Annotated in this window: 22 protein-coding genes and 4 tRNA genes; 13 read left to right on the forward strand and 13 right to left on the reverse strand. The window is 41.8% G+C overall.

What is annotated here, in order from left to right:
• Nucleotides 1-16: 16 nt before the first annotated feature.
• From B2746_RS20200 to B2746_RS20210, 3 genes are all read right to left on the reverse strand, one after another.
• On the reverse strand, nucleotides 17-412 hold the full coding sequence (locus B2746_RS20200) for a hypothetical protein (protein WP_290798219.1): 396 nt from the start codon (nucleotides 410-412) through the stop codon (nucleotides 17-19).
• Between the two features lie 231 nt (nucleotides 413-643).
• Entirely contained in the window at nucleotides 644-1,117 is a 474-nt protein-coding gene (locus tag B2746_RS20205) for a hypothetical protein (RefSeq protein ID WP_290798222.1), read from the reverse strand.
• Nucleotides 1,118-1,242: 125 nt separating this feature from the next.
• A complete protein-coding gene (locus B2746_RS20210) occupies nucleotides 1,243-2,367 on the reverse strand; it encodes a tyrosine-type recombinase/integrase (RefSeq protein ID WP_290798225.1) in 1,125 nt (374 codons plus the stop codon).
• Nucleotides 2,368-2,434: 67 nt separating this feature from the next.
• Here B2746_RS20210 and B2746_RS20215 point away from each other — a divergent pair.
• From B2746_RS20215 to B2746_RS20225, 3 genes are all read left to right on the forward strand, one after another.
• A tRNA-Phe gene (locus B2746_RS20215) sits at nucleotides 2,435-2,507 on the forward strand.
• A gap of 255 nt (nucleotides 2,508-2,762) precedes the next feature.
• Nucleotides 2,763-3,227, forward strand: a complete 465-nt coding sequence (locus B2746_RS20220; RefSeq protein WP_290798228.1) for a mobile mystery protein A — start codon at nucleotides 2,763-2,765, stop codon at nucleotides 3,225-3,227.
• On the forward strand, nucleotides 3,218-3,820 hold the full coding sequence (locus B2746_RS20225) for a mobile mystery protein B (RefSeq protein WP_290798231.1): 603 nt from the start codon (nucleotides 3,218-3,220) through the stop codon (nucleotides 3,818-3,820). The genes B2746_RS20220 and B2746_RS20225 overlap by 10 nt, the downstream gene beginning before the upstream one ends.
• Before the next feature lie 3 nt (nucleotides 3,821-3,823).
• On the opposite strand, the gene B2746_RS20230 is transcribed toward B2746_RS20225, so the two are convergent.
• Complete coding sequence (locus B2746_RS20230; RefSeq protein WP_290798234.1) at nucleotides 3,824-4,963, reverse strand: DUF4932 domain-containing protein; 1,140 nt, start codon at nucleotides 4,961-4,963, stop codon at nucleotides 3,824-3,826.
• Nucleotides 4,964-5,133: 170 nt separating this feature from the next.
• Here B2746_RS20230 and B2746_RS20235 point away from each other — a divergent pair, with 170 nt between their 5' ends.
• From B2746_RS20235 to B2746_RS20250, 4 genes are all read left to right on the forward strand, one after another.
• Nucleotides 5,134-6,369 (forward strand): hypothetical protein, encoded by a 1,236-nt coding sequence (locus B2746_RS20235; RefSeq protein ID WP_290798236.1) that lies wholly within the window; start codon nucleotides 5,134-5,136, stop codon nucleotides 6,367-6,369.
• 369 nt (nucleotides 6,370-6,738) lie between these two features.
• Nucleotides 6,739-7,284 carry a hypothetical protein gene (locus tag B2746_RS20240; protein WP_290798239.1) on the forward strand — a complete coding sequence of 182 codons (546 nt, stop codon included), beginning with the start codon at nucleotides 6,739-6,741 and terminating at the stop codon, nucleotides 7,282-7,284.
• Nucleotides 7,285-7,616: 332 nt separating this feature from the next.
• A complete protein-coding gene (locus B2746_RS20245) occupies nucleotides 7,617-8,681 on the forward strand; it encodes an XRE family transcriptional regulator (RefSeq protein WP_290798242.1) in 1,065 nt (354 codons plus the stop codon).
• 35 nt (nucleotides 8,682-8,716) lie between these two features.
• Nucleotides 8,717-9,238, forward strand: a complete 522-nt coding sequence (locus B2746_RS20250; RefSeq protein ID WP_290798245.1) for a PIN domain-containing protein — start codon at nucleotides 8,717-8,719, stop codon at nucleotides 9,236-9,238.
• A 48-nt stretch (nucleotides 9,239-9,286) separates the two neighbouring features.
• Here B2746_RS20250 and B2746_RS20255 read toward each other — a convergent pair whose 3' ends face one another.
• Together B2746_RS20255 and B2746_RS20260 are read right to left on the reverse strand one after the other, a co-directional pair.
• Entirely contained in the window at nucleotides 9,287-9,631 is a 345-nt protein-coding gene (locus B2746_RS20255; protein WP_290798248.1) for a hypothetical protein, read from the reverse strand.
• 199 nt (nucleotides 9,632-9,830) lie between these two features.
• The gene (locus tag B2746_RS20260) at nucleotides 9,831-10,682 is read right to left on the reverse strand and encodes a LysR substrate-binding domain-containing protein (RefSeq protein ID WP_290798253.1); all 852 of its coding nucleotides are present in this window, start codon (nucleotides 10,680-10,682) and stop codon (nucleotides 9,831-9,833) included.
• A 96-nt stretch (nucleotides 10,683-10,778) separates the two neighbouring features.
• Here B2746_RS20260 and B2746_RS20265 point away from each other — a divergent pair, with 96 nt between their 5' ends.
• The 3 genes from B2746_RS20265 to B2746_RS20275 are packed head-to-tail and all read left to right on the forward strand — an operon-like array spanning nucleotide 10,779 to nucleotide 14,694.
• Complete coding sequence (locus tag B2746_RS20265) at nucleotides 10,779-12,122, forward strand: proton-conducting transporter membrane subunit (RefSeq protein ID WP_290798256.1); 1,344 nt, start codon at nucleotides 10,779-10,781, stop codon at nucleotides 12,120-12,122.
• A 9-nt stretch (nucleotides 12,123-12,131) separates the two neighbouring features.
• Nucleotides 12,132-14,366, forward strand: a complete 2,235-nt coding sequence (locus B2746_RS20270) for a DUF2309 domain-containing protein (RefSeq protein WP_290798259.1) — start codon at nucleotides 12,132-12,134, stop codon at nucleotides 14,364-14,366.
• A gap of 28 nt (nucleotides 14,367-14,394) precedes the next feature.
• Nucleotides 14,395-14,694, forward strand: a complete 300-nt coding sequence (locus B2746_RS20275; protein ID WP_290798262.1) for a hypothetical protein — start codon at nucleotides 14,395-14,397, stop codon at nucleotides 14,692-14,694.
• Between the two features lie 9 nt (nucleotides 14,695-14,703).
• On the opposite strand, the gene B2746_RS20280 is transcribed toward B2746_RS20275, so the two are convergent.
• A complete protein-coding gene (locus tag B2746_RS20280; protein WP_290798265.1) occupies nucleotides 14,704-15,834 on the reverse strand; it encodes an RtcB family protein in 1,131 nt (376 codons plus the stop codon).
• A gap of 149 nt (nucleotides 15,835-15,983) precedes the next feature.
• Between B2746_RS20280 and B2746_RS20285 the strand changes: the two genes are divergently transcribed.
• Entirely contained in the window at nucleotides 15,984-16,865 is an 882-nt protein-coding gene (locus B2746_RS20285; RefSeq protein ID WP_290798268.1) for a hypothetical protein, read from the forward strand.
• A 58-nt stretch (nucleotides 16,866-16,923) separates the two neighbouring features.
• On the opposite strand, the gene B2746_RS20290 is transcribed toward B2746_RS20285, so the two are convergent.
• The 6 genes from B2746_RS20290 to B2746_RS20315 form a co-directional block, all read right to left on the reverse strand.
• Nucleotides 16,924-18,021: a slipin family protein gene (locus tag B2746_RS20290; RefSeq protein ID WP_290798271.1), complete on the reverse strand. Its 1,098-nt coding sequence runs from the start codon at nucleotides 18,019-18,021 to the stop codon at nucleotides 16,924-16,926.
• Nucleotides 18,022-18,333: 312 nt separating this feature from the next.
• A tRNA-OTHER gene (locus tag B2746_RS20295) sits at nucleotides 18,334-18,394 on the reverse strand.
• Nucleotides 18,395-18,572: 178 nt separating this feature from the next.
• Nucleotides 18,573-19,052 (reverse strand): ribonuclease H-like YkuK family protein, encoded by a 480-nt coding sequence (locus B2746_RS20300; RefSeq protein ID WP_290798273.1) that lies wholly within the window; start codon nucleotides 19,050-19,052, stop codon nucleotides 18,573-18,575.
• 29 nt (nucleotides 19,053-19,081) lie between these two features.
• Nucleotides 19,082-19,166 (reverse strand) — tRNA-Ser (locus B2746_RS20305).
• Between the two features lie 23 nt (nucleotides 19,167-19,189).
• Nucleotides 19,190-19,262 (reverse strand) — tRNA-Gln (locus B2746_RS20310).
• A gap of 449 nt (nucleotides 19,263-19,711) precedes the next feature.
• On the reverse strand, nucleotides 19,712-21,268 hold the full coding sequence (locus B2746_RS20315; RefSeq protein ID WP_290798276.1) for an MFS transporter: 1,557 nt from the start codon (nucleotides 21,266-21,268) through the stop codon (nucleotides 19,712-19,714).
• A gap of 117 nt (nucleotides 21,269-21,385) precedes the next feature.
• On the opposite strand from B2746_RS20315, the gene B2746_RS20320 reads away from it, so the two are divergent.
• Nucleotides 21,386-21,928, forward strand: coding sequence for an NADPH-dependent FMN reductase (locus B2746_RS20320; protein WP_290798279.1), 543 nt, complete (start codon nucleotides 21,386-21,388; stop codon nucleotides 21,926-21,928).
• 94 nt (nucleotides 21,929-22,022) lie between these two features.
• Complete coding sequence (locus B2746_RS20325; RefSeq protein WP_290798282.1) at nucleotides 22,023-24,461, forward strand: TonB-dependent receptor; 2,439 nt, start codon at nucleotides 22,023-22,025, stop codon at nucleotides 24,459-24,461.

Raw genomic sequence — 24,461 nt, forward strand, 5'->3', positions numbered from 1 at the left:
TGCTTTATGTTGAGTGTTAAAAATTTACGATGATCCGGTCCGGTTGAATTTCAACTGATTTCGCTTTACTGTCAATTGTGACCGTGGTTCCATTTACAACGAACTTGTAAGATCCGTTTGACGGTAAATTGACTGTGTGTTCACTAGAGAATTGCTTCGTTGGAAACGGTTGCCCTGTAACACCACGAAAAAAGTTTGGAGCTTTTTCAGCAGCCCTTTCGATGAAGCTCTGCGGACGCCTTCCTCGTATGTCAGGGAAGTTCCACCCTTGTTTTTTCCATCTCCCTTTGTGGTAATGAATGGTAGACACAGCAACATTGAACTTTTGTGCAATTTCTTCGGGTGTAAGCCCTGATTTTGCAAGCTCAAGAATCTGCTGTAGATCCTCCATTGAGAGATGTGGTTTTGACATAATAGTTTTTTTTAAACTGTAGAGCTTGTTCTATGACAGTCAATTAACAGTCTGATTTCGTGCGTCACAAACATAGAACTTTGGACAACATCTACAAAATAATTTTCAAAAAGATCTACAAATTTGTGTGTGATCTACAAAGCTGCTAAGTGTTTTCGATCAGCTAAGTGGGGAAAAAGAAGTCCTGATATTTGGAAGAAGATGAAACCCCACCGAAGTGGGGCTTTATCATTATCGCAACTGGAGGTTTTCAAACTTTCCGTTTTCGATAGGAACAGTTTTCCGTTGTCCGTTTAACAGTCTGTAGCTCATCGTTCCGCTTAACGTCCCTGAGTGATACTTGGCATCTTTGATCCTGGTGATCTTTACAGTACCGGTTCCACGGAAGTCCATAAGTCCATCCAACTGCCAGTCAAAAAGATTCTGATCATGGTATTCTCCGGTTTGTAGTACGCTGGAAGAAGCAGTATTTGTCCAAAAATTGACAAACTCCCTATCCCGCTGTGCTACGAACCTGAACCCGTGCTTATCGCTGTTGTTCGAGTAAACAATGTGACATCTGTGGTGACCTTCGAAAGCAAAAGTTTTCCCGTCCAGTGTAAATTCTAGTGTTGCTTCAGGAATCGATGCTTCTTCTTTTGACTTGGAACATCCGACCAGGGTTACGGTTGCTGCAACAACAAACAGCATCATCATCTTTTTCATCTTTTGATTTTTTTAATGCCTACTCTATGATCCGGTTTTCGGCTACTCCCGGTTTGTTCGTATATAGCTGATAATCAGCAGGTTGTATATCCTCTTGGTATAGATCCATCCGCAGAGCGTATCGGTTACAGTTCGAGTAGGTGTACATGGTCATCATTTTGCTCGACTCCAACACTTCGCAGATATGTAAGAGTAACTGTCAATGAGCTATGCCCCATTAGGTTCTTCACGACAAAAGCATCTTTCGTTTTTTTGTAAATCTCCACAGCTGCAGTATGTCGGAACGAGTAGAGAGTGTGCGATCGTTCTACCAGGGATTCTTTTTTGAGTTCAGGTTTTATCCTGGACCATAGCGTTGAGAAGTAACTGACGTTTAGTTCTTGTACCGTTCCAGTGAAAACGTTAGCTTCAGGAGGTAGATCCATTACACCGTGGTCAATAAGCACTTCACGTACAAATCTGGGAATGGCAACTGTTCTGATCCTTTTGCCTTTATTTGCATTTCCAGCAAGCGTGATGTGGGTGATACTCTGGTCAATATCGGATCTTTTAAGCTTTCGGATTTCCTGGTGGGGGCGTAGTAAGCAACCATACATCAAGCAACAGCAAAGATGAAGCTTGGGACTTTTCGAAGCGATGATACTTAAAACTCGGTTAAGCTGGTTTCTCTCATATGGTTTGTGAAGCGTTGCCTTTTCCCTTACCCGTTTGATTTGTTTCACCGGATTTTCGGAGATCACTTTCTTTGATTGAAGAAGAGAGAATAATGCTCCCAGTGTTCTTCTTTTGGTCATGTAATAAGTTGCTGATGTACTGAAGCAGGATAGAAACTCTTGCATTACCCTAGGTGGAAGCTGTTTTAAAGCAACCGACTCCACCTTTTTCTCTCTCAAAAACTGATGCAGTTGTCGACATACAGTGATCAGGTCACGTTTGTAAGATGCACTAAAATCTACCCTCTCTAGTTCCCTGGAAAGCCAGGTCGGAAGCTGCCGAATGCTTATTGACTCTGCTACGCTGTGTTCCGTAGGCACAGAAACCCAGCCTTTCTCGAGACGTTTTCTAAACTCAAAAAGCAGGTGTTTGAGTGCCTTTTCGCGATTCCTGGGATCTTTCTGGTGATTCGGGAAACAGTCGATACCGAGAGCGCTTCCATTGTAAAGCCGCACCCTGGTCCCGTTTACATAAGAAAGAACATAGCCTCTTTTGGTGGGGTCCTTGAGTCCCACGATCTTTGGTTCTGAGAACATGATTTTTACGGTTTAGTGACGCATTGGGTGACTCACCGTAACTCTCAAAACCCTGTAATGCAGTACTGGTGCGGTAGCTCAGTTGGTAGAGCAAAGGACTGAAAATCCTTGTGTCGCCGGTTCGATTCCGGCCCACACCACGAAAAAGAAGCAGTTACGGAGTAAAATCTGTAGCTGCTTTTTTTTTGTGCAACATTTAAGTGATTGTTTGATCTTGGCTATAATCCTAATATTTTATTTACACGTTATCGCAAGCTGAGAGGTCTTCTTCTGGGAACTGCTGAATGTTCGGTGCAAAATTATATATTCATTTATAAGGTTATACCCTTATTTTTATTATTGTATTTTAAGGTTATAACCTTATTTTTATAGCTTAAAACATACCAATAAAAATTATGAAGGGCGCTAATAATCTACTAGTTGTCAGGCAATTAGATAAAAAATTAAAACGATTTAAACCTTTGCAGAAGTCTCCTGCACCATCTGAAGGATGGTTAAAAGCAATACGCAAATCTTTAAATATGTCTCTAGTGCAATTAGGTAGTCGAATATCAATTACATCCCAAAGTTTGAAAGAAGTTGAAAACCGGGAAGTAAACGGTACAGTTACGTTGAACAAGCTCAAAGAGGTCGGTGATGCTTTAGGGCTTCGCCTTGTATACGGTTTTGTACCCTATGAAGAAACACTTGAGAAAATGATTGAGAAGAAGGCCTCTGAAATAGCCAGGAAAATCGTAACGCGAACTTCTATATCCATGAAACTTGAAGATCAGGAAAACACTCAAAAGCGACTTAATCAGGCAATTAAAGAATTGACAGAGGAACTCAAAAGACAAATACCTAAAAGTTTATGGGACTAGTTTTACATTACGAAGAAGGTCAAACGCCTCTTGATGAAGATGAAAAAGAGGGTTTGCTTATTCCCTCTGTTACAACAAGAAGAGAATTAGATGAGGTTGAGCAAAGAAATATTGAAGAAGCCATTCGATGGACAATGGAACGAAGGAAAAGATTTACTGCAACTGAAATCCTAACTGAACAATTCAATAAAGAATTACATAAACGAATGATTGGTGATGTTTGGAAATGGGCAGGCACATTCAGGAATTCAAATAAAAATATAGGTGCCGATAAATTTCAAATTAGCACTGAATTGCGTACCCTTTTAGAGGATTGTACGTTTTGGATCGAGAATAAATCTTTTAGTGAGGATGAAATTGCTATTCGATTTAAGCATCGCCTGGTATCTATTCACTGTTTTGCCAATGGCAATGGAAGACATTCACGTCTCATGGCAGATATTATCGCCGAGAAAATATTTGCAAGAGAAGTATTCTCGTGGGGTGGACAAGATTTAGCTCAAACCGGAGAAATCCGTTCCACCTATCTGGCAGCATTGCGTGCGGCTGATCAGGGGAATTACAAGAAACTTATAGAATTTGCAAGGATGTAATTTTTATTGCGTTTTGCACCATTCAATCAGTTCTGGATATAACTCGCTAATTTTCTTGGTGGGATTATTTTTTCTTATTCTCAACAACGCATCATTTAATTCTTTCATTCGGGGGAATCCTCTATCCTTCATTAGTGCGTTTACCCCATTATAGGCAAACAATATGGATGACTCATCCGCTGCAAATTTTTCATTGCAGTAAAGATAAAATACCGCATAGGTCATGTATTCATCAAATACTCTTTCAGGTGTTGGATAATATTCTGTTCCTTCTTTCGATGTATCAACCCACCTCGCCCTTTCACTGAAGGCAATATTTATTTCCTTCTGGTAAGCTTTGGTTGGTTTTGCCACATAGTTATGGTCGATCTCAGTGAACATAATACGCGTACTGAAAATTTCATTTTCTTTATCACTCATTTCTGCCGACCGGTCAATTGGTGGTAACACCATCATGATTTGCTTAAAGCCATTACTCTCATAGCTGGTTGTATAATTAAGTCCATTTATTAAAGGAGAACACATAATGGTGTAGTTATTAACTCCGGATTCAAAATTTTTCTCCAGCCAGTTCCATTGTTCCTGAAGGTTGGCCAGTTCATTGTATTTTGCAATCAATCCTTTATAAAACGGTTTTTGACGTTTATAAAACTTTCTAAAACCTGTTTTTACTGCAAACGCTTCTATTTGGTTTTTATAAGTAGTAATTGGGTTAACCGATATTTTTGTGTGCGACGATACACTTTGAGCGGGAAACAGATAGTTTCTGTCCTTAACTAGTTTATTTCCTTTGAAATTATAACTCAGTGCATTCCCTGTTAGAAATATATATTGAAGTGGATTTGATTTGATAAGAGAGTCAATAACAAGTATAATTTTTTCGCTTTTGTATTGTTTGAATGCAGCCAGAACATCCTGATAATACGGTCCCTTTTGTTCAACCATATCATCATTATCTAATCCGATTTCTGTTAGGGCAATCATTATATGGATTAGCTCCTTTACTTCATCTATCTCAATTCTGGCCACTCCCTGATTCTTTGCCTTAAACTTTTTATCGAAATTCACCTTCTTAAATTCATCCTGGCCGAATAAATTTGAAATAGAAAAAACAAGGATCCATAAAACAAATAGCCGTTTCATATTCTTTGTGTGTTTACGCTGTAAAAAAATTGCCGCGCAAAATTAAATAGAATAAATGAAGTTTGACTAACGGTTGTAGCATGCGCGCATTTTGAACCTTAATTTCCGTTTTTAACTTTTTTCTATCAACGATCTTGCAGTTTGTTTTCCATTGCTAAAACTGCCATAACATGAAAAGAAAATTGCTTGTCGCATGTACGATGTTCGTTAGTCTGATGATGTCAGCATTTGCCAGTCCCGGTAAGAATATCAAGGACTTTAATGTGTCTCCAAAAAACGATGGCAAAACAAATTCCCGAAATCTGCAAAAAGCAATTGACTGGGCCAGTAAATCCGGAGCAGCCCTCTGGGTGGAACCCTCCAGTGAACCCTATGCGCTTGCAAGTGGTTTGATTCTGAAGAATAATGTTTCCATTATAGGTGTACATGGACCGGTACCAAGAGCAACCGCTCATCCTGCCAAAAATGCACCGGTGGGCAGTGTGTTTAAAATTGAAGATGCAGCGCATCCATTATTCATTGTTGAATCTGCCACACAGATCAAAGGAATTCAGTTTTGGTATGCCCATCAGGAATTAAAAGATCCTGCTAAGATCATCAAATATCCTCCTACCATTCAGGTAAGCAAAACCAGCAGAACAGAGGGCGTTACTTTATCAAACCTGACTTTTTATGGAGAATATGTTGCGATGGATTTCAACGCAACTGAAGAGTTTCCCTGCGAATTGATTTTGATTGAACAATGTTATGGTTACCCGTTAAGCGGAGAATTTATTCGCATTAACTTTTGTTATGATATTCCCCGGTTCCTGCATTGCCATGTAAATCCGAGTATCATGCGGCAGATGAAACTTGGCTTTTCAAAAGCTATTGTAGATGCCGTTATTGCCAATAAAACATTTGCATACAACATCAATAACACGGATAATGCGCAGCTGATTGATATCTTCACCTTTGCAACCTGGGGCGGCATCTATCTGGGAGATGAAAGCTATGGTCAGTTGACCAATTTCAACCTGGATTGTGTTACTGTTGGTTTGCATAAAGCAGGAAATAACACGAAAAACAGAAACTGGCAAATAGCCCAGGGTTCCATTATTGCAAATGCCGGTACCTCTGTGGAAAATATTCATCCGATTATTATTGAGGGGCAGGGCCATACTTCCATTACCAATGTAGAAGCGTTTAGTGGCGATAATCCGGCCCTGACCAATTCCGGCGAATCCGTTGATTTCATGGAAGTGCGTGGAAAGGAGAAACTGACTATTTCCTTATTTGGTTGCCGGATGCGCAACTATGTTTCAAAGAATCCTTTCACCATAAATAATCCGGCAGCCATAATTCAGGCCGTAGCCTGTATTGATAAGGAGGAGCAGCTTTATAATGTTATTATCAACCGGCAATAAGCTCTAAAACCGGATATTCCGGTTTAAAAGTGTACCAGTTCTTGAAACAACGGTAGATTTACTAAATTCATTTATACACTATATCTCATACAGAGAGATCGATCAATTTTATATAACCCAATTGCCCGGTTTGTTCCCTTGGAAACAACAGCTGAAATCCTAATTGGCTCTTGAAAATATTACAACTGCCTTTCTGGAAAGACATTCTATCTGATTGTTTTAATTTTTTACATAAAATTGGTGAACAGCAGTTAAGTCCTCATCTCTTTGAATCCTTACAGCAGACTACTATCGAACTTTTTAATACCCGATCCGAAGAGGATAGGTACTATGATATTAAATGGAAGGATGTAATTTCTAAATTTGATTATGATAGTAGAAATCGCACCTGAAAAACTGCACTCATTTGGTTTACATGCTAATACCATTGTAGATTTCAATAAATGGCTAATTACTGGCTCCGGTACCGACAGAGAAAGCCTTGGAACAATAGTTACAGAGCTTTTATATGAACTCCTTGAACAATGGTCTGTCAATAACAAAACGATGGATCAATGGACACATGCTGAATGGAAAGATTTCGGGAATATTATTTTTATTCATGCATATAATGAACCTGTTGAAGTCATGCTTCATATTGGCATGAACGGGGAAGGAATTTACTTACAAATGAATACCAGGTTTCAAGAAACGGTTTTTTATGAGCTGTCTGATAAAGTAAAATCCGTTCAATTACAATTATCAACCCTTGGTGAGTTTGAGTCTGGTGATGATAATGATGATTTTCTACTATTGTGGTCATATGAAAAATATTCAATTATTGATATCCTAACCAACGGTACTATTGCATTTTCATTAATGTATCAGTTGTGCCTGGAACTAAATCAAGCTGATAAGTTGTTATTTGGTAAGTAGATTTAATGCTAAGTACTTCCATCGGCGGCTTCCGCCAGCCGGGTTAACATTCTGGAGCGCACCAAAGGTTGCCCTTTCGGTCATATCAAAACAGCAAGCTTTTTCAAACCTTTCTAATTTGATGCAGTAAAGTAGTTTGATATCGTTTGGGGCAGCTATGGTGGTTGTAAAGATTATTGTAACCAGTGTAAATAAGAAAAAACGGCTGATTGGGACGAATAAGTCAGTTACACAATTGGTTAAAGTTACAAATATGAGTTACAAGTCTTAATTAAAATGACTGTTTTGTCAACCTAAACATATAATTTTGCAGTTCAAAAAGGATTTACACAATGGAAACTAAAGCACTATTTGCGGAAAGATTTAAGTCAGCCCGTCTGATGAATGGTTTCTCATTGCAAGATTTGGCTGATGCATTAGGCGGTACTCTATCTCGCCAGGCATTGCATCGTTATGAAAAAGGAGACGTTATTCCGGATGCAGAAAAAATCAATTTGCTTAGCAAAGCGCTACATATTAGTCCTGATTATTTCTTTAGAACTACTAAAGTTGAACTCAGCGATATTGAGTATAGAAAATTAAGCAGAATGCCACAAAAGGAAGTGGCAATCATTAATGAAACCACCAAAGAATACCTTTCCCGCTATTTAGAATTAGAAGAAATTATTGGGCTTCCTCATAGTTTTGATAATCCTTTAAAAGATTTCGGGGAAATTAGTACTTATGAGCAGGTAAATAAAGCGGCTCAACAATTAAGACATAACTGGTCTTTAGGTACCGGCCCGATATTTAACATCGTTGAACTTTTAGAAGATAAGAATATAAAAGTTGTAAAGCTGAATGTGAAAGAAGATTTTGATGGTTTGCAAAGCTATGTTAATGGTACTATTCCTGTTTTAGCATATAATGAAAGAAAAGCCAATAAACCGGATAGAGTACGGTTCACCCTGCTGCACGAATTAGCTCATTTGCTATTGGTATTTGCAGCTATTACTGAAAAAGAAAAGGAAACTTTATGTCACCAGTTTGCCGGGGCAATGCTACTTCCTGAAGAAACTATTAAAGCCGAGTTAGGCAATCATCGCACTAAGCTATCTACTTTAGAATTGGGTAATATTAAAAAACAATATGGCATTTCAATGCAGGCCATTGTAATGCGGGCAAAAGTTTGTGGTATTATCAATGAGAATTACACCAAACAATTCTTCTTTTTAATAAGACAACAAAACTGGAAAGTAGATGAACCTGTAGAATACCATGGAATTGAGGAAAGCAATCGCTTTGAACAACTATTATTCAGAGCGTTGATTGAAGACCAAATTTCAATGTCCAAAGCAGCTTCATTAACTAATCGGTCTTTGGCTGAATTTAAAAAACAATATCAGCCAATGTTTTAAAATTTATACCCAAATGCCAACCAGCTGACCGAGGAATGAAACTGATAATAGCTGTTACAGACGCTTGCATTTTTATAGACCTGTATGATCTGGGTCTTGTCAATTCGTTTTTCCAACTTGATCTGGAAATTCATACTACCATTTCAGTTTATTTCGAATTATATGCTGAACAGCAACAAATTTTAAAAGCCTATCAAACTGTTGATAGGCTTACAGTTCATAATCTACAAGAAGAAGATTTTCTTCAAATTCAATCAGAATCGTATCCTAAATCTTTATCTGAAACAGATAAATCCGTTTTACATGTTGCGAATAAATTAAATGCCTGTGTTTTGAGCAGTGATAAAACAGTTCGTAATTGTGCTAAAAATAAAGACATTGAATTCCATGGTATGATTTGGATATTTGATAAACTCGTTGAAGCAGCTATTCTCACAAAGAAACAAGCCGCTCAAAAACTTGAAGAATTAGTGGCAACTAATTTTATTTTTCAAAATAATAAGACTTTAGTTGCAGAGATTGAAAAAAGGCTAAAGATCTGGAAACAGAATAGCTGATTTCTACTTTTTTTGCCAGTTTTCTGTTTGGTTTATAAATTATGCTCCCTAATTGTTAACAACCGGTCTTGCCGGTATCTTTAGTATCTTATCTTTCTCCCCTTTGTTTGTTATGTAATCGCCGATCAGGGTGGAATAGACTTTTCCCTGTTCAATTTGAAGTGCAATGGCGACTGCCAGTTTCCATTCCGGGTTATTTATTATTGTTTTAGCATAATGGGCGGCATCCGCCATGAGCTCATTTGCTGCCAGTTTTTTGGCACTGGGCTTCTTTTTGCTTTTAGCCGGTAAGGCCGCCATCACCGTTTTGTCTTCGTATTGCTTGATTACTACGTTACCCAATTTGCCGGAGAAACCCGAAAGGGGATTGGTTGGTTTTTTATTGTAGGCCATAGATAAGGTTTTGTACGCTTAAGATACACTATTCTCTGTACTAAGTCGGCTCCATCTACCGTTTATTTACCGTCCACCAACCGTTCATCTACCGTTCATGAACCGTTTTATAACGGTAGATGAACGGTAGATAAACGGTTAAAGAACGGTTGGTGAACGGTTGGTGGAGCCGACTTAGTACAAGGATACTACCAGCTTACTAGGGCTTTAAGCGTTCCACCACAAACTTCTCCAGTGAGTTTACAGCCAGGTTTTTACTGTGGTGTTTGAGGAGCGAAATATGCGTATCGGCCAGTTTGGGTAACAATTTTTTGGTTCGAATAATCTGCAGGTCTTCCGGTATCATATTGCGGGGCAAAACGGTAATACCCATGCCTGCCTTTACCGCTGCTACCGTTCCTGCATAACTATGGCTGGAAAACACAATGCGCCATTGGCGGTTTAATTTCTCCAGCGACTGAATTGCCCTGGCCCGGTATACACAGGGTTGTGGTGATAAGACCAGGGGCACCGGACTGTCTTCCTCCAGATTCAGCAGATTCCTGTTCCCCACCCATTCCAATACCTCCGACCATACATCCATACCATTGGGGAAATCCTCCGGTTTATTCATTTTCACCAATACCAAATCAAACTGCTTTTTCTTAAAGCGCGCAAAAAGATTCAGGGTGAGATCACATTCCACCTTCAGCAATATGCGCGGATGCAGCGAGGCATACTCCGACAATACATCCGATAAAAAAACACTGGCAAAATCTTCCGGTAAACCAAATCGCACCTCCCCCTGCAATTCAGGATGCTTGAACCGATCCATCGCATCCCGGTTTAACTGCACAATTCTCTTTGCATACGACAATAAAATTTCACCTTCCGCTGTAAGCGAAAGATGCCTGGATCGCAGGAACAATGCTTTTCCCACCTGATTTTCCAGCTTGGTTATCTGCTGACTGACCGCCGACTGTGTGCGCGAAACTTTTTCCGCAGCACGTGTAAAACTTCCTGTTTCGGCTACGGCTATAAAACATTCCAGTGTAAGGGAATCAAAACTCATTATTAGATTTTCTTATTTTAAGTATTAGAATTAAGCGTTTTTCTAATAAACAAACCTAGGATATTTTTGCCCCCGTTGCAAAACAAACTCAACCAAATGAATCAATTCCTAAACGCGCTCAGCACCTGTTTTCATTTTGACACACTTGCCTTTGTAATAATGGCACTGGTTGCACTGGTAGCCCTCACCATTGGTTCCTTTTCACTTCGTTACCTCCGGGGCGATCGGCAACAGGCGGCCTTCTATTTAAATCTGACTGCACTCGTCCCAACCATCTTTCTGATGGTGGGTGCGGATCATCTCCTTCTGCTACTGGCCACCTGGGCCATCAGCAATGGTTTACTTACCCGGCTCATGCTGCACAAAACAGAATGGGAAGCAGCAAGGCAATCCGCCCTGCTTGCGCGCAGAAATTTTATCCTGGGTATTGCTTTCCTCGCTGCCGCATTCCTCCTGTTTTATCAGCTCACCGGAGAAACTTCTCTGCAGGCGATCCTTGCAACATCAATGGATCCTTATTGGAAAATAACCGGTTGTTTACTGGTGCTTTTAGCTGCTATGACGCAATCTGCACTATGGCCCTTCCATCGCTGGTTAACCAGCTCGCTGAATTCGCCTACACCTGTTTCCGCACTCATGCACGCCGGATTGGTTAACGGTGGTGGTTTCCTGCTGGCAAGATTTGCTCCCCTCTATCTGAAAGAGCCGGTCCTATTAAACATCCTATTTGTGGCGGGAATGATAACCGCCTTAACCGGCACCCTGTGGAAACTGATGCAAACGGATATCAAGCGCATGCTGGCCAGCAGTACCATGGCACAAATGGGTTTCATGATTGTGCAATGCGGCCTCGGACTTTTCCCTGCAGCTATTGCCCACCTCTGCTGGCATGGCCTGTTTAAGGCAAATTTATTCCTGGCTTCCGGCGCTGCTGCCAAAGAAAAACGACTTGACCTGGATTATCCACCTGCTGTAAAAGACCTGCTCATCGCCCTTTTTTGCGGAGCAATAGCTGCCTGCATGTTTTCCCTCAGCAGCAATAAACAGCCGGGCGTATTCGATACCGAATTGTTTCTCCAATTTCTTGCACTCATCGCAGGTGCCCAGTTTACCCTGCCCATTATTCGGAGGAATGCCAAAACAGGATGGATCACCGGTATATTTGCTGCCCTGTTAATGGGTTCTTTTTACGGAGGCAGCATCTACCTGATTGAACAGGCCCTTGTTCCAGTAGGAATTTCAATGCCGCAGGAACTGAATCTGCTGCACTTTTTGGGCGCCGCCTGCCTCTTGATTTCCTGGCTTGCGCTCTTGTTTATACGGCCGGTTAAGAACCAGTCCTATCCGGATTGGTTGCTGAAAATCTATGTTCGACTCCTGAACGCCAGTCAACCGCATCCAAAAACGATTACCACCCATCGCAATAGTTATCAATTTTAAATCGGACAAATGCTAACAACCACTTTAAAGCAGGAACCAACGCTTGCTTTTCAACCTGCCAGCCAACCCACCCTTGAACAAGCCATCAGGAAAAGCTGGTCAAAAATTGCGCCCTTCTGGCCGTTAAAAAACCTCCTGGCAGTCAACCCGTTGGCCGGCTTTGAAGACCTGCACTTTGAGGAGGGCCTTCAACAGGGAGCCGCCTATTTTCAGCAACCGGAATTGCCGGTGGGTATGCAGCTGGTTAATCGCGCCTCCATTAAATGGTTACAGGCCTATTTTGATGAGGGACAAGCTACCATTCGAATGCCGCACCGAACACAGGGCTTTTTAAAAAGCACCCTTTCCCTGTTTCGGTTTGATCAGCAACTTCATCAAAACAATCCACAGCCTATTGAATGGCTGCGACAACTGCCACAAAAACCAATAGCGCTTATTGATGAAGCACTGTCTTTCCTTACTATAAACCGGGAGGAGCAGGAAGAATTTCTTACCCTGCTTCTTACCACACTGCCAGGATGGGCTGCTCATATTCAATACCGAACAAATTGGGCAGATAAACAGGACGCCCATCATCCACATCCGGTTAGTCAGATAGAGTACCTCGCGTTCCGGCTGGTACTTACCTGCCTGCTCTGGCCAGAGGCTAAGGACATACTCCGGTGGCACGCCAATGCCTTGCAAAAAACGGATACCACTGATTTCTACGGATCCATCCTTCAAAACGAAACTGCCTACCAACAATCGCTTTTAAAACAGCTTGGGATAAACCGCTTGCCCCAGCAGAAAATACCTCCCCGTGCACAATTGGTTTTTTGTATCGATGTACGATCAGAACCTTTCAGAAGAGCGCTGGAAGCCCAGGGCGATTACGAAACCTATGGTTTTGCCGGATTCTTTGGGGTGCCCGTTTCTGTTGAAAATTCGGTTACTGCGGAATCCTATGCCTCCTGTCCGGTTCTGCTGAAACCTGTCTGTTCCGTAGAAGAAAAGCCGGTTGGTTCAACGTCTGCCTATCGGAAAGGCCAGGAAAACATACGGGGAATCAAAAAGCTCTATCAGTCTGTGAAATATACTTTCACAACTCCCTTCAGTCTGGTGGAAGCACTGGGACTTGCAAGCGGGTTATGGATGGGTCTACGCACTTTCTCCCCCAAAGGAGCCGCCTCTCTTCAGTCTTCTGTGCAGCAACTACTTGCGCCACAGGTGGCTGTTCGGCCGGTTATTGACAGTATACCTCTGGAGCAGCAGGTTCAATTTGCAGGAGGGGCATTAAAGCTGATGGGACTGACGGAAAATTTTGCCCCGCTTGTTGTTTTTTGTGGCCATGGTAGTGAAACCGTTAATAATGCCTATGCATCGGCATTGGATTGCGGTGCCTGCGGAGGCCGGCACGGTGCACCCAATGCACAGATTCTGGCAGACATACTAAATAATCCATCTGTTCGGGAGGAATTACAAAAACAGGCGATAGCTATTCCTGCCGATACACATTTCATAGCAGCAGAACATATTACTACCACAGATGAAGTACGGCTCTACCATGAACAGCTACCTGATACCTTAGCTGAACAGCTACTGGAGCTGCAAAACGATCTTGAAAAAGCCGGCAAGCTGAACAGCCGCTGGAGAATTGCTGAAATGGATCCTACAACAACGGGAGAGCAGGCATCCAATCAGACAGCGTTGCGTGCTAAAGACTGGGCCCAGGTTCGGCCGGAATGGGGATTGGCAAGAAATGCTGCCTTCATAGCCGGACCCCGGTGGCTGACCAAAGCTATCAACCTGGATGGCCGGTCCTTTCTGCACTCCTATGAATGGGAAAAAGATACCGATGGTTCCTCCCTCACCACCATTCTAACAGCACCGATGGTAGTGGCGCAATGGATTAACGCACAGTACCTGTTTTCTACCATGGATAATGTAGCATTTGGCGGAGGAAGCAAGATTACCAAAAACATCACTGGTAAAATCGGCATAATGCAGGGAAACGCCAGCGATCTGATGCATGGCCTTCCCCTGCAATCGGTTTACAAGTCGGATACCGAGCCCTATCACCAGCCAATGAGACTGACAACGATTGTGTATGCACCTACATCCCGCATTGACCGAATCATCCGGGAACAACCCATTTTACAGAAGCTTTTTGGAAATGCCTGGGTGCATCTGATCTGTTATGATCCACAGAATGAAGCCTATTATCACCTGAACGAAGATCTTACCTGGACATCTATAGTTCTATAATTTTTTAATCAACTTAAAATCTACAAAAATGAACCTGCAGCAAAACAACTTTACCCTTCTTAGTGGCACTTTTTCTGAAGCAGATGCAAAAGAAATTTTAACCACCCTGTTTGCAGATAAAATTCAGTTCCACCGGCTTAAAAGTTTCAGCCATGAGGAGCGATTCGGCAAACCGGATCCACATGCAGCAGAACGTATTCCGGTCTTAAAAAAGACCCTTAAAGAACTTGTTGAATGCCTGAATGCATTCGATTCCGAAACCAGCTTTGAAATCCATGCGGATATTACCATTAAGCCGGTTGTGTTTGCTGCAGGTAAGGAAAATTGAGTGCAAGGTTTAAATTTCTGAATACTTAACCGTAGCAACCGGACTGGTTTTTGTTACCAGTTTCAGATAGGGTTGTTGAGCAAGCATATCTTCGGAGTCCTTGTATGCAAAATCAAACTCCTGAATATATCCGGATGGAAATTCACCACTACGGTTCAGTAATTCCGAAAATTGCTCTCGGTAGGCTTTACGTTGCTTTTCCTTCAGTGTTGTTCTCCAGTATTTCATCGCATTAAAGCGGGATAGTTTTCTACCCGCTCCATGTGAACAGGAATACAACGCATCTGCCAGCGCAGGCGAATCTTCGGCTTTTACCAGGAGGCTTCCCCTCGACATCGAGAGTGGAATAACCACCGTTTTACCGGCTTGTATTTCGGTACTTCCTTTCCGATGGAGAATCTTATCCCTTTCAAATCGGATATGATTATGTATGGAATCTTCCAATTGATAAGAAGTGCCATGAAGCTCTCCGTATTCTGGTAGCTGACGGAAATCCGCCTGAAGGTAGGTAGCACTGATGCCTTCTTTCCTGCAACGAACATATCCGGCCTGCTGAAGAAATATCAGTGTCTTAATGCAAAATGCTTTCCGTCTCTGATACCCATATTCCAAAACTGATTGGTAGTATTCCCTGAATTCTTCGGAGAGATAGGAAACAGGAATATAATCCAGCTCCCTGCCCTGTTCATAGGAAAAGGTTCTGGTCAGTTCCACACAATCCTGATACAACGCAATACCTCTATTACGTGTACCTGTATGGCAAAGAATGTATACATGGGTTTTATCCTCTTCGATGGAGAGAAAATGATTGCCACCTCCAAGGCCCTCATCTGTCATGCGCTGATGAGCAAAATCAAAGGCACGGTAATGGTTCTCCTTGCTGAATGGTTTCAACCAGTCTTCTTTGCTGATCCTTAGATACATAACCCCGCAACCGATATCCTTTCCGGTAATCAGCGGGTAGCAATAACCGGTAGTTTCAAAGGCGACACCAACAGGCAGCGCTTTTTCCTGACAGTAGTGAATATCCGGATAAGCATTGATTCTTTCAAGATTGGGGCGTTCGGCATACTGACGCAACTGCTCCAACGCATTTTTTTCTACGCTGTTGGTATCGCAATAAAATCCAATAGATTTCATTGTCCTTAATTTTATAATAAAAAAAGATTAATTCTTGGGGCCTTGGTAGGAACATCTGCCCCTTGCATAGATGTCAGCAGCCGAACGTATTTTCGGTGTTGCAAAATTATTTATTCTTTTTAAATTTCCAACTACTTAATCAGGATTAAATGAGTTTCGACCTGTTTTTTTATAAAAAAAAGAAATCCCTCTTAACAAAGGAAGATATCACAGTTTATCTTGATGAGCAGATTTCTCGTGAGCATGAAAAGGCAAGTGAATGGTTCTATGAAAATCCTGATACAGGAGTATATTTTTACTTCGAATTGTCCAAGCCTGATTTGTTCAATGAAAATCCAGAAGAATCATTACCTGATTTTGAAGATCTGCATTTCTCCTTCAACCTGAATTTTATGCGACCCGATTTTTTTGGAATGGAAGCATTCAAATTTGTTCAGGAATTAATTACTGTGTTTGATTTATATATTCTTAATCCTCAGGGAAATGCCGAAGTCCCGATAAAAGAATCAGAAACCAGTTTATTTCAAAGTTGGCTCAATGGCAATAAATGGGCAAGTATTGATTATTTTAAAGAAATAAAAGCTTCCTACATTCATCCTGGAAAATCTTCTAAGGTTTGGCAATACAACTATAACAAAAATAAGTTGCAGAAAGAATTAGGGGATGTATACTTTGTTCCAACAATATTCTTCTTACGAAAAAAAGAAAACAATGAAGTCATTACATTATCAACCTGGTTTCAGCATATTCCTACTGTAATTCCACCTGCAGATTTTTTTCTACTTGGTAAAGAATACAAACATTGGTTTAAAACTGTAAAAGAATCCATTCTGGTTGATTATGATACCCTGATTAAAACATTTGATGGTGATTTTGAAGACTATACTCCAGATGGAAGCAAAATTATTCATCCGGAAATAGCTGAAAAAATCGGAAATAAATTCAATAGACTTCGCTCCTCACTGCATCTGGAATCTTTTGCAGAAAGTATTCCGATGGAAAATCTTTTTAATTATCGGCCTGAGATATAAATAGCGGAGACTAGTTAGCCTAATCTCCGCCTGTAAAACTGATTCCTGCTTCAGCTCTCTATTTAGGCGTGAAGATCTCCTTCAACTGCTCTACCAGTTTTCCGTTGCCGCTTACACTGATACTGCTGATTTTGTCTGCGATCTTTTCCACGTATTCCATCTCCTTCAATTTCCATAACATCGCGTTTTCTTCCATCAGTTTGGCAGTGTTCAGCAAACTCCGGGTGCTGGCAGTTTCTTCCCGACGCATGATGGTATTGGCCTGTGCCCTTTTTTCGGCAACCAGTACCTGGTTCATGATCTCCTTCACATCACCGGGTAAGATGATGTCCCGAATTCCGAAACCACTTACTTCCACACCCAGTGCCGCTGCACTGCTTTGTACCCGTTCCAGTATGAAAGGCGCCAGGGATTCTTTTTTCTCCAGCAATTCATCCAGGCTGAATCCAGCTACATATTCCCGCAGGGCTAACTGAATGGTGATATATAACTGACGTTCATATTCCTTGTTTTGTAACAGGGCTTTTTCGATATCCACCACTTTGTATTGTGCCCATGCGTTCATTCGCAGTGCTGCTTTATCGCGAGTCAGAATTTCCTGTCCGTTGATCTCCATTTGTTGTTGCCGCAGATCTGCTTTGCCGACGAAAATGTTGATGCTGTTTTTCCACCAGGAATAGACACCGCTTTCCAACATACCGATATAGTTTCCATCCATGAAAAGCACGGCTTTTTCATAGCTCTCCACAGTTACGGTACGTACAAAAGGTGCAACCAGTTTGTTGGACAATACTGCCCGATTCAGGTCTTCCGTAATTTCAGCTTTGCTGATATCTGCTTTGATAAATGCATAGTTAACGACTCCTTTCCAGAACGCATATCGTCCGGTTGTTAATACTGCATTCAGTAAACCATTAACATACTGCAACACCACCTCAGTATCCTTTACTTCCACTACTTCCAGTAAGGAAGCCAGTTCATTATGCTGCAACAGAATGTTTAATTCCATAGGAGCAAAAAACTCAAGGGTAGTATTATAGATCCGCACTTCTTCGCCCTTCCAGAACCAGTAGTTTCCTTCTTTAAACACTTCTTTTAAAGCGCCGTTTTTGAATACCAGCCCCAATTCGTAGGCTTTTACTTTTACATTTTTCATCTGTTTCCTTTTTTGTTTTGGTTTAAAACCAGGATGCGGGAAATCCATCGATTACGGACGATTGCTTTTCCTGTTATTGAGCTGTCAGTTCCATCCTTTTGTTCATCCTGCAGGTCGGATGAAAGCAAAGGCAGGAAGTGATCGCCTTAAAACAGGTCTGTTCAATCGTGCTGGTTCCTGACAGATAGTTGGACTTTCCAACCAGCTTCCGGCATCCTGCTTATTTTCTGGTCACCATTTTTTGAGAAGCGGTGTACTCCTTCATCCAACATCCACAGTGTTGTGTTCTACCACTGAACTATCACGATTTGATTCGTGAGCAGGATTCGAACCTGCGCGTGTAAGGCTAATGCTCTAACCAAACTGAGCTATCTGTTTTACCAGAGGAGGAATCGAACCTCCGACCCTTAGCTGATGGCAAGTAGTACGCAATTACAACAACAGCATACAGCTGGTTACTACTGCTGCACTGTGGGGCTATTAAAACCCTCACCTGGTTTGTATGGTAAAAGCCACTACCTGTCTCCCCGTTAAGGAAGCTTTTTAGTATTTTATTGAACTACTTTATTGGCACAACTGCTGCTGGCGAATGCATGGGGTTTTGCGCGAAAAGCAAATCCCATCCCCATGATATAACCCATGGCTTCTTTCAATGCATCATTGCTTTTGAAACCCGGATTGGTATTGATATCCGCATGCAATTCCATATCAACGCCATACAGGGTACATATCCTGCACAACCGATAGGCCGCATCAATACTTTTGGAAACCTCCATCAGCATCCGTTGTTTGATACTCATTTTCCAATGGGTGATTTCAGGCAGTATATACATAAAGCCGCCTTTCCCTTTCCGAATGACTACAATCACTGTTGCAAACTGCGTTAGCCGGCCTTTCACCTGACTATCCGTACCAATGCAGATCTTTAATTCATGTCCGGCTGCTTTCTCGCGAACAATCATTTCCCTGATTTCGTCTTCAATTGGTTGCCTGATCCGCTGACCATCCAATTTTCTCCATTGCTGTTCCATTTTAGTTTTGTTTAAAATTTTCATTCTTGCGGAGAGTGTAAGAATCGAACTTACTTAGCTGTTACACCAACCTGGACTTAGCAAGTCCGTGCCTTGCCGATCGGCCAACTCTCCATTTACTATCCATTTTCACCTTGTTGTTGAGGCTGGATTCGAACCAACATTACCAATGCCAAAAACTGGTGTGTTTATCCCTTACACTACTCAACATTGCACAAAAAAACCCGGTCACTTCTGGTGCGACCGGGTTGATTTATAATACATAGATTCTTATGTATCCATACAAATTTCTTCCGGTCGTATTCGACTGTATACTTCATCCAAACTGATCATTACAAAACGTAAACTTTGCTGCACAAGCTCATTGCTGCACGGAAAGTTTAGCCCCTTCTGCCAGTTAATAAATCGATTATGTATTGTTATCCGTTTCAATTGTTTTTCTTTAATAATGCACAATAAAAAGCCCCGCAACTCAGGCGGGGCGTATATTTCAGAGAATTTAATGCTTCACTGTGGTAAATAAATACATGCCCCGGAACCCGAACAATAGTCCTTCTGACTAAAGCGATTCAGTAGTTCAATATGTTGTTGTAGTTGTTGCACGTAATTTTTATTTTGCAATGCAAAGATGCAATTCTTTTTTTGATAACACCAAATAGTCAGGCCATTATTTTTTCTTCTGTTCTTACTTTCCCCAATTTCGTTAATGCCAATGCAATCAATACCACCAGCATCAACACACTTACCCATGCACTGACATGCATACCCGATAAAAAAGATTGTTGTGCGCCATTTAATAAAACATTTCCCTCTGCCTGATTTAACAAGGCTGCCTCATTTACTGCAGCACCCAATGTTTGTGTTGCGTTGGATACACTTGCTTCGGGAACACCATCAAAATTTTGCTTAAACATGGTTGCGCGATAAATAGCTGTGCCCAAACTTCCTAATACGGCCATACCAGTTGCACCCCCAAACTCTGCACTGGTTTCTGAAATAGCACTGGCTGCACCTGCACGTTCCGGCGGTGCTGATCCAATTACCAGATCTGTTGCCATCGTAACCACCGGCGCAAAGCCAATGGAGGTAAAAAACATCGCCACTACGGTCCAGATGACAGAACTGTTGGCATCCAGTCGCGCGATGATAACAAACCCGATTATCGCAAAGACCAGACTGGAGGCAATCAGTTTGGAAGGTGGTAATAACTTCAACATCGCGGGGCCTTGTGTGGCACCCAGCATAAATCCTGCAAAGGAAGGAAGGGCCCATAGTCCGGATTCCAGCGGCGTTAATCCCAATACCAGTTGCATGTATTGATAGGTAAAGAAAAAGGAACCAAACATCACAAAACATCCCACCCCGTATAAGGTCAGGGAGGCACTGAATGTCGGAATTTTGAATAAGGCAATATCAATCAACGGATCTGCTAATTTTTCCTGTCTGCGTAAGAAGATATATCCTACCAATAATCCACCCAGTATGGCTGCAATCCGCATCAGACTGATTCCGTAGGTGGCTATTTCTTTCAATCCGAAGATGATTAATAAAACGGAAATCAAAGAAAGCAATGCACTTAATAAATCCAATTTTCTTGCATTCGGATCTTTGAATTCAGGTAACAACTTCGGACCGGTTAACAATAATAAAACCATCACCGGAATCGCAATCAAAAACACGGAACCCCACCAAAAATATTGCAATAGTATTCCTCCGGCTAAAGGGCCAAGTGCCCCTCCGGCTGCATAACCCAATGCCCAGAGTCCAATGGCTTTGGTGCGTTCTTCCGGTACCTGGAACATATTGCTTATCAGTGATAGGGTAGAGGGGGCAATGGTTGCACCTGCAATCCCCAATACCGCACGGGCCGCAATCAGCGTTTCTGCAGAATTGGCAAATGCTGCCAGTAAGGAGGCCGCACCAAAAAATGCCGCGCCTATCAGCAAGAGTTTTCTTCTTCCAATCCGATCACCCAGATTACCCATTGTAATTAAAAATCCGGCTACCAGAAATCCATAGATATCCATGATCCACAATAACTGTTCACTGGTAGGGTGCAGGTCTGCACTCAATTGCGGTACCGCCAGATTCAATACAGTGAGGTCCATCGAATACAACATACAGGGTAATGCAATTACCAATAATCCCAGCCATTCTTTGCGGGTGGCTTTCTTTAAACCCGGTTCGTTTATTTGTGTAGCAGTTGAAGAAGTCATGGATAAAATTTGGTTGGAGAAACAAACTTATATTGAAATTCAGTTGGCACCAGGGTGTATTTCTGTCTTTATTCGGGTTGAATGCGTCAGGGCACTATTTTTGAATAAAATACCTGTATGAAAATAGTCCTCATTTCCGGAAGCGCAAGACCTAAGCGGCAATCACATAAAATAGCAATGGAGACCTTTAACCGGCTCCGGTCAATGGAAACTATTCAACCATCCCTGCTTGATGTTCGTGAAAACGCCCTGCCCCTGCTGGAATCCATTTACCGTACACATCCCGCACCTACAGATACTATGCATCACTGGAAGAAAGAACTGGATCAGGCCGATGCCTTCCTGCTTGTATCGCCTGAACACAACGGCAGTTATTCCGGTGCACTTAAAAACTCGCTCGATTACTTCTTTGAAGAATACAGCGGCAAACCAATGGGGATTATCACCGTCTCTGCCGGAGCCCTCGGTGGTATCAATGCCGCTATGGCATTGCAACATTTTTGTTTGAAAGTAGGCGGATACCTGATGCCGGCTTTTCTTATAACCCCTAAAGTGCAAACGCTTTTTGATGAAGATGGAAACCTGATGGACGAGTCGTACTCCAAACGGCTTGATAAGTTCCTGCTCCAGTTTATTGAATTCTCCCAAAAATTTAGCTGAGGAATATTTTATTTGCCTCCCGATCTTATCCCAAGTCAAGAAAATACTGGGGTTTAAGAAATTGTTTTGTACCACAATTTCTTAAACCTTTTTTATGAAACGTATTTCGTCCCTGCTGTTCTTTTTACTGTTATTAACGGCAAACTGTCTCGCGCAAAACAGCCAACAAACGATCCGTGGTACCATCATCGATACAGATAACAAATTACCGGTTCCCGGAGTCACCATCACGCTGGAGAAAGACCTCTCCATTTACAATACGGTAACGGATGCGCAGGGTAATTTTCGGTTTGAAGCACTGAGTATTGGCCGGTATAGTTTATCTGCCAGTTCGGTAGGATTCGATAAACTGGTGCTTCCCAATCTGGTGCTGACAGCAGGAAAGGAACTGGTGCTTTCGCTCAGTCTTCAGGAAGCGGTTACCAGCTTAAAAGAGGTACTCGTTACCATTGACAAAAACAAGGGCCAGGCATCCAATGACATGTCGCTGGTCAGCAGCCGGTCTGTTTCACCGGAACAAACCAATCGGTACGCAGGTGGCTTCAATGATCCCTCGAAAATCCTATCCAATTTCGCCGGTGTTGCCAACACGCAGGACGGCAGCAATGATATCATTGTACGGGGCAATTCTCCCAAATACCTGCAATGGCGATTGGAAGGTGTACAAATCACCAACCCCAACCATTTTTCTGACCAGAGCTCGGTAGGTGGTTCGATCAGTACACTCAATAATAACCTGCTCGCCAATTCGGATTTCTATACCGGAGCATTTTCAGCAGAATTCGGAGATGCGCTTTCAGGCGTATATGATGTTAAACTCCGGGCCGGAAACAATGAAAAATTTGAGTCCATTGTTAGCCTTGGTATTATAGGAACGGATCTGACATTCGAAGGACCGTTCAAAAAGGGCTACAAAGGTTCCTTCCTGGTAAACTATCGCTATTCAACCGTTTCGCTGCTGGATAACCTTGGGCTCTTTAATGATATTGATGGCGTGCTGAATTTTCAGGATGCTGCTTTTAAGGTGGTCCTTCCCACTAATAAAGCCGGCACCTTTTCAATTTATGGACTGGGTGGTATCAGTAATTTTCGGTTCAATGATGTAAATCCGGCACTCTGGCAAACTCCCGGTAACCGGTTTATTCGGAATAAAACAGGAGAAGATTTTAAAAAGAAGTCGCACCTGCTAAATGTAGGATTAAACCATACGCTCACCCTTAACCGAAATAGCCATTTATTCACTTCACTCACCTATTCCAGTGAAGGAATTAAAGATGCCGTTTATGAAAACTTTCTATTTAAAGTGTACGATGATAATGGAAATTATATCAAAGATTCTGTACGAAACAACCAGCTGAATTTCGATGGGGGAATAAAAAAATCAACCTACCGGGCTGAGTTGACCTATCACCATAAATTCAATGCCCGTCATAAAATTCAGGTTGGTACCAAATACGGATTGCAGCAATATGATTTCAACCAGTCGATGTTTAAAGACAGTACATCCATCCGTTCCACACTGGTTGATTTTAAGGATAACCTATCCACGATCCGAAATTTCATCAACTGGAAATTTCGAATCAATGAATCCTTCAGTACGGTTGCGGGTGTCCATAATATGAATGTATTACTGAATAAAAAATCAACCATTGAGCCACGCTTTGCATTGAACTATAAACCCAATCGCAACAGTACCTGGAGCCTGGGTTATGGCAACCACAGTGCGATGGAAAGTATTCATCATTATTTCACCCGCATTGAAAATCAAAACGGCCAGGTTAGTGAACCCAATAAAGACCTCGGGTTGCTGAAAGCAAATCATTTTGTATTAGGCTATGAAAAAAAGCTTAGTAAAAATCTGCTGATTAAACTGGAAGCTTATTATCAGCAGCTGTACAATCTGCCGGTGGCAAATTCCGATACCAATATTTTCAGCACGATCAATGAAGGGCTCGATTTTCAATACGTGGATCTGATCAATAAGGGAAGCGGGCAGAACTATGGTATTGAATTAACATTGGAGCGATTTTTTAACCGCAATTATTATTACCTGATTAATGCCTCTGTTTATAATTCAACCTATAAAGCGTTGGATGGTATAAAACGTAATACCCGTTTCAACGGTAACTACCTCGTGAATGCCTTGTTCGGAAAAGAATTTCCAAAACTGGGAAAGAAGCAGAACAAAACATTCGCAATCAATAGCCGCTTATTCTTTGGTGGAGGAAAAAAACAAATTCCGCTGTTACGCGATGCATCAGGTAATCTTGCGGTGGATGCCCCTAACAATCAATATGTTGATTATTCCAGAGCTTACAAAAATGGACTGGATGATCTGTATCACCTGACCATCTCGTTTAGTTATAAAATTGATATCCGCCGAACTACACACGAGATCTTTCTCAACATTGACAATGTAACCAATAACAACGCCCGGTTAACCGAGTTTTATGATCCGTCGGAGCCTGGATCTGTTGGTTATATGCGCCAGTCCTCTGCCTTTCCTAATCTGCTTTACCGTATTTATTTTTAA

Source organism: Flavihumibacter sp. UBA7668, assembly GCF_002483205.1.
Classification (GTDB): Bacteria; Bacteroidota; Bacteroidia; order Chitinophagales; family Chitinophagaceae; genus Flavihumibacter.

What these genes read in the sequence shown, in the direction of transcription:
- B2746_RS20200 (WP_290798219.1), bottom strand. Translation starts at nt 412, where the DNA reads ATGTCAAAACCACATCTCTCAATGGAGGATCTACAGCAGATTCTTGAG.
- B2746_RS20205 (WP_290798222.1), bottom strand. Translation starts at nt 1,117, where the DNA reads ATGAAAAAGATGATGATGCTGTTTGTTGTTGCAGCAACCGTAACCCTG.
- B2746_RS20210 (WP_290798225.1), bottom strand. Translation starts at nt 2,367, where the DNA reads ATGTTCTCAGAACCAAAGATCGTGGGACTCAAGGACCCCACCAAAAGA.
- B2746_RS20220 (WP_290798228.1), top strand. Translation starts at nt 2,763, where the DNA reads ATGAAGGGCGCTAATAATCTACTAGTTGTCAGGCAATTAGATAAAAAA.
- B2746_RS20225 (WP_290798231.1), top strand. Translation starts at nt 3,218, where the DNA reads ATGGGACTAGTTTTACATTACGAAGAAGGTCAAACGCCTCTTGATGAA.
- B2746_RS20230 (WP_290798234.1), bottom strand. Translation starts at nt 4,963, where the DNA reads ATGAAACGGCTATTTGTTTTATGGATCCTTGTTTTTTCTATTTCAAAT.
- B2746_RS20235 (WP_290798236.1), top strand. Translation starts at nt 5,134, where the DNA reads ATGAAAAGAAAATTGCTTGTCGCATGTACGATGTTCGTTAGTCTGATG.
- B2746_RS20240 (WP_290798239.1), top strand. Translation starts at nt 6,739, where the DNA reads ATGATAGTAGAAATCGCACCTGAAAAACTGCACTCATTTGGTTTACAT.
- B2746_RS20245 (WP_290798242.1), top strand. Translation starts at nt 7,617, where the DNA reads ATGGAAACTAAAGCACTATTTGCGGAAAGATTTAAGTCAGCCCGTCTG.
- B2746_RS20250 (WP_290798245.1), top strand. Translation starts at nt 8,717, where the DNA reads ATGAAACTGATAATAGCTGTTACAGACGCTTGCATTTTTATAGACCTG.
- B2746_RS20255 (WP_290798248.1), bottom strand. Translation starts at nt 9,631, where the DNA reads ATGGCCTACAATAAAAAACCAACCAATCCCCTTTCGGGTTTCTCCGGC.
- B2746_RS20260 (WP_290798253.1), bottom strand. Translation starts at nt 10,682, where the DNA reads ATGAGTTTTGATTCCCTTACACTGGAATGTTTTATAGCCGTAGCCGAA.
- B2746_RS20265 (WP_290798256.1), top strand. Translation starts at nt 10,779, where the DNA reads ATGAATCAATTCCTAAACGCGCTCAGCACCTGTTTTCATTTTGACACA.
- B2746_RS20270 (WP_290798259.1), top strand. Translation starts at nt 12,132, where the DNA reads ATGCTAACAACCACTTTAAAGCAGGAACCAACGCTTGCTTTTCAACCT.
- B2746_RS20275 (WP_290798262.1), top strand. Translation starts at nt 14,395, where the DNA reads ATGAACCTGCAGCAAAACAACTTTACCCTTCTTAGTGGCACTTTTTCT.
- B2746_RS20280 (WP_290798265.1), bottom strand. Translation starts at nt 15,834, where the DNA reads ATGAAATCTATTGGATTTTATTGCGATACCAACAGCGTAGAAAAAAAT.
- B2746_RS20285 (WP_290798268.1), top strand. Translation starts at nt 15,984, where the DNA reads ATGAGTTTCGACCTGTTTTTTTATAAAAAAAAGAAATCCCTCTTAACA.
- B2746_RS20290 (WP_290798271.1), bottom strand. Translation starts at nt 18,021, where the DNA reads ATGAAAAATGTAAAAGTAAAAGCCTACGAATTGGGGCTGGTATTCAAA.
- B2746_RS20300 (WP_290798273.1), bottom strand. Translation starts at nt 19,052, where the DNA reads ATGGAACAGCAATGGAGAAAATTGGATGGTCAGCGGATCAGGCAACCA.
- B2746_RS20315 (WP_290798276.1), bottom strand. Translation starts at nt 21,268, where the DNA reads ATGACTTCTTCAACTGCTACACAAATAAACGAACCGGGTTTAAAGAAA.
- B2746_RS20320 (WP_290798279.1), top strand. Translation starts at nt 21,386, where the DNA reads ATGAAAATAGTCCTCATTTCCGGAAGCGCAAGACCTAAGCGGCAATCA.
- B2746_RS20325 (WP_290798282.1), top strand. Translation starts at nt 22,023, where the DNA reads ATGAAACGTATTTCGTCCCTGCTGTTCTTTTTACTGTTATTAACGGCA.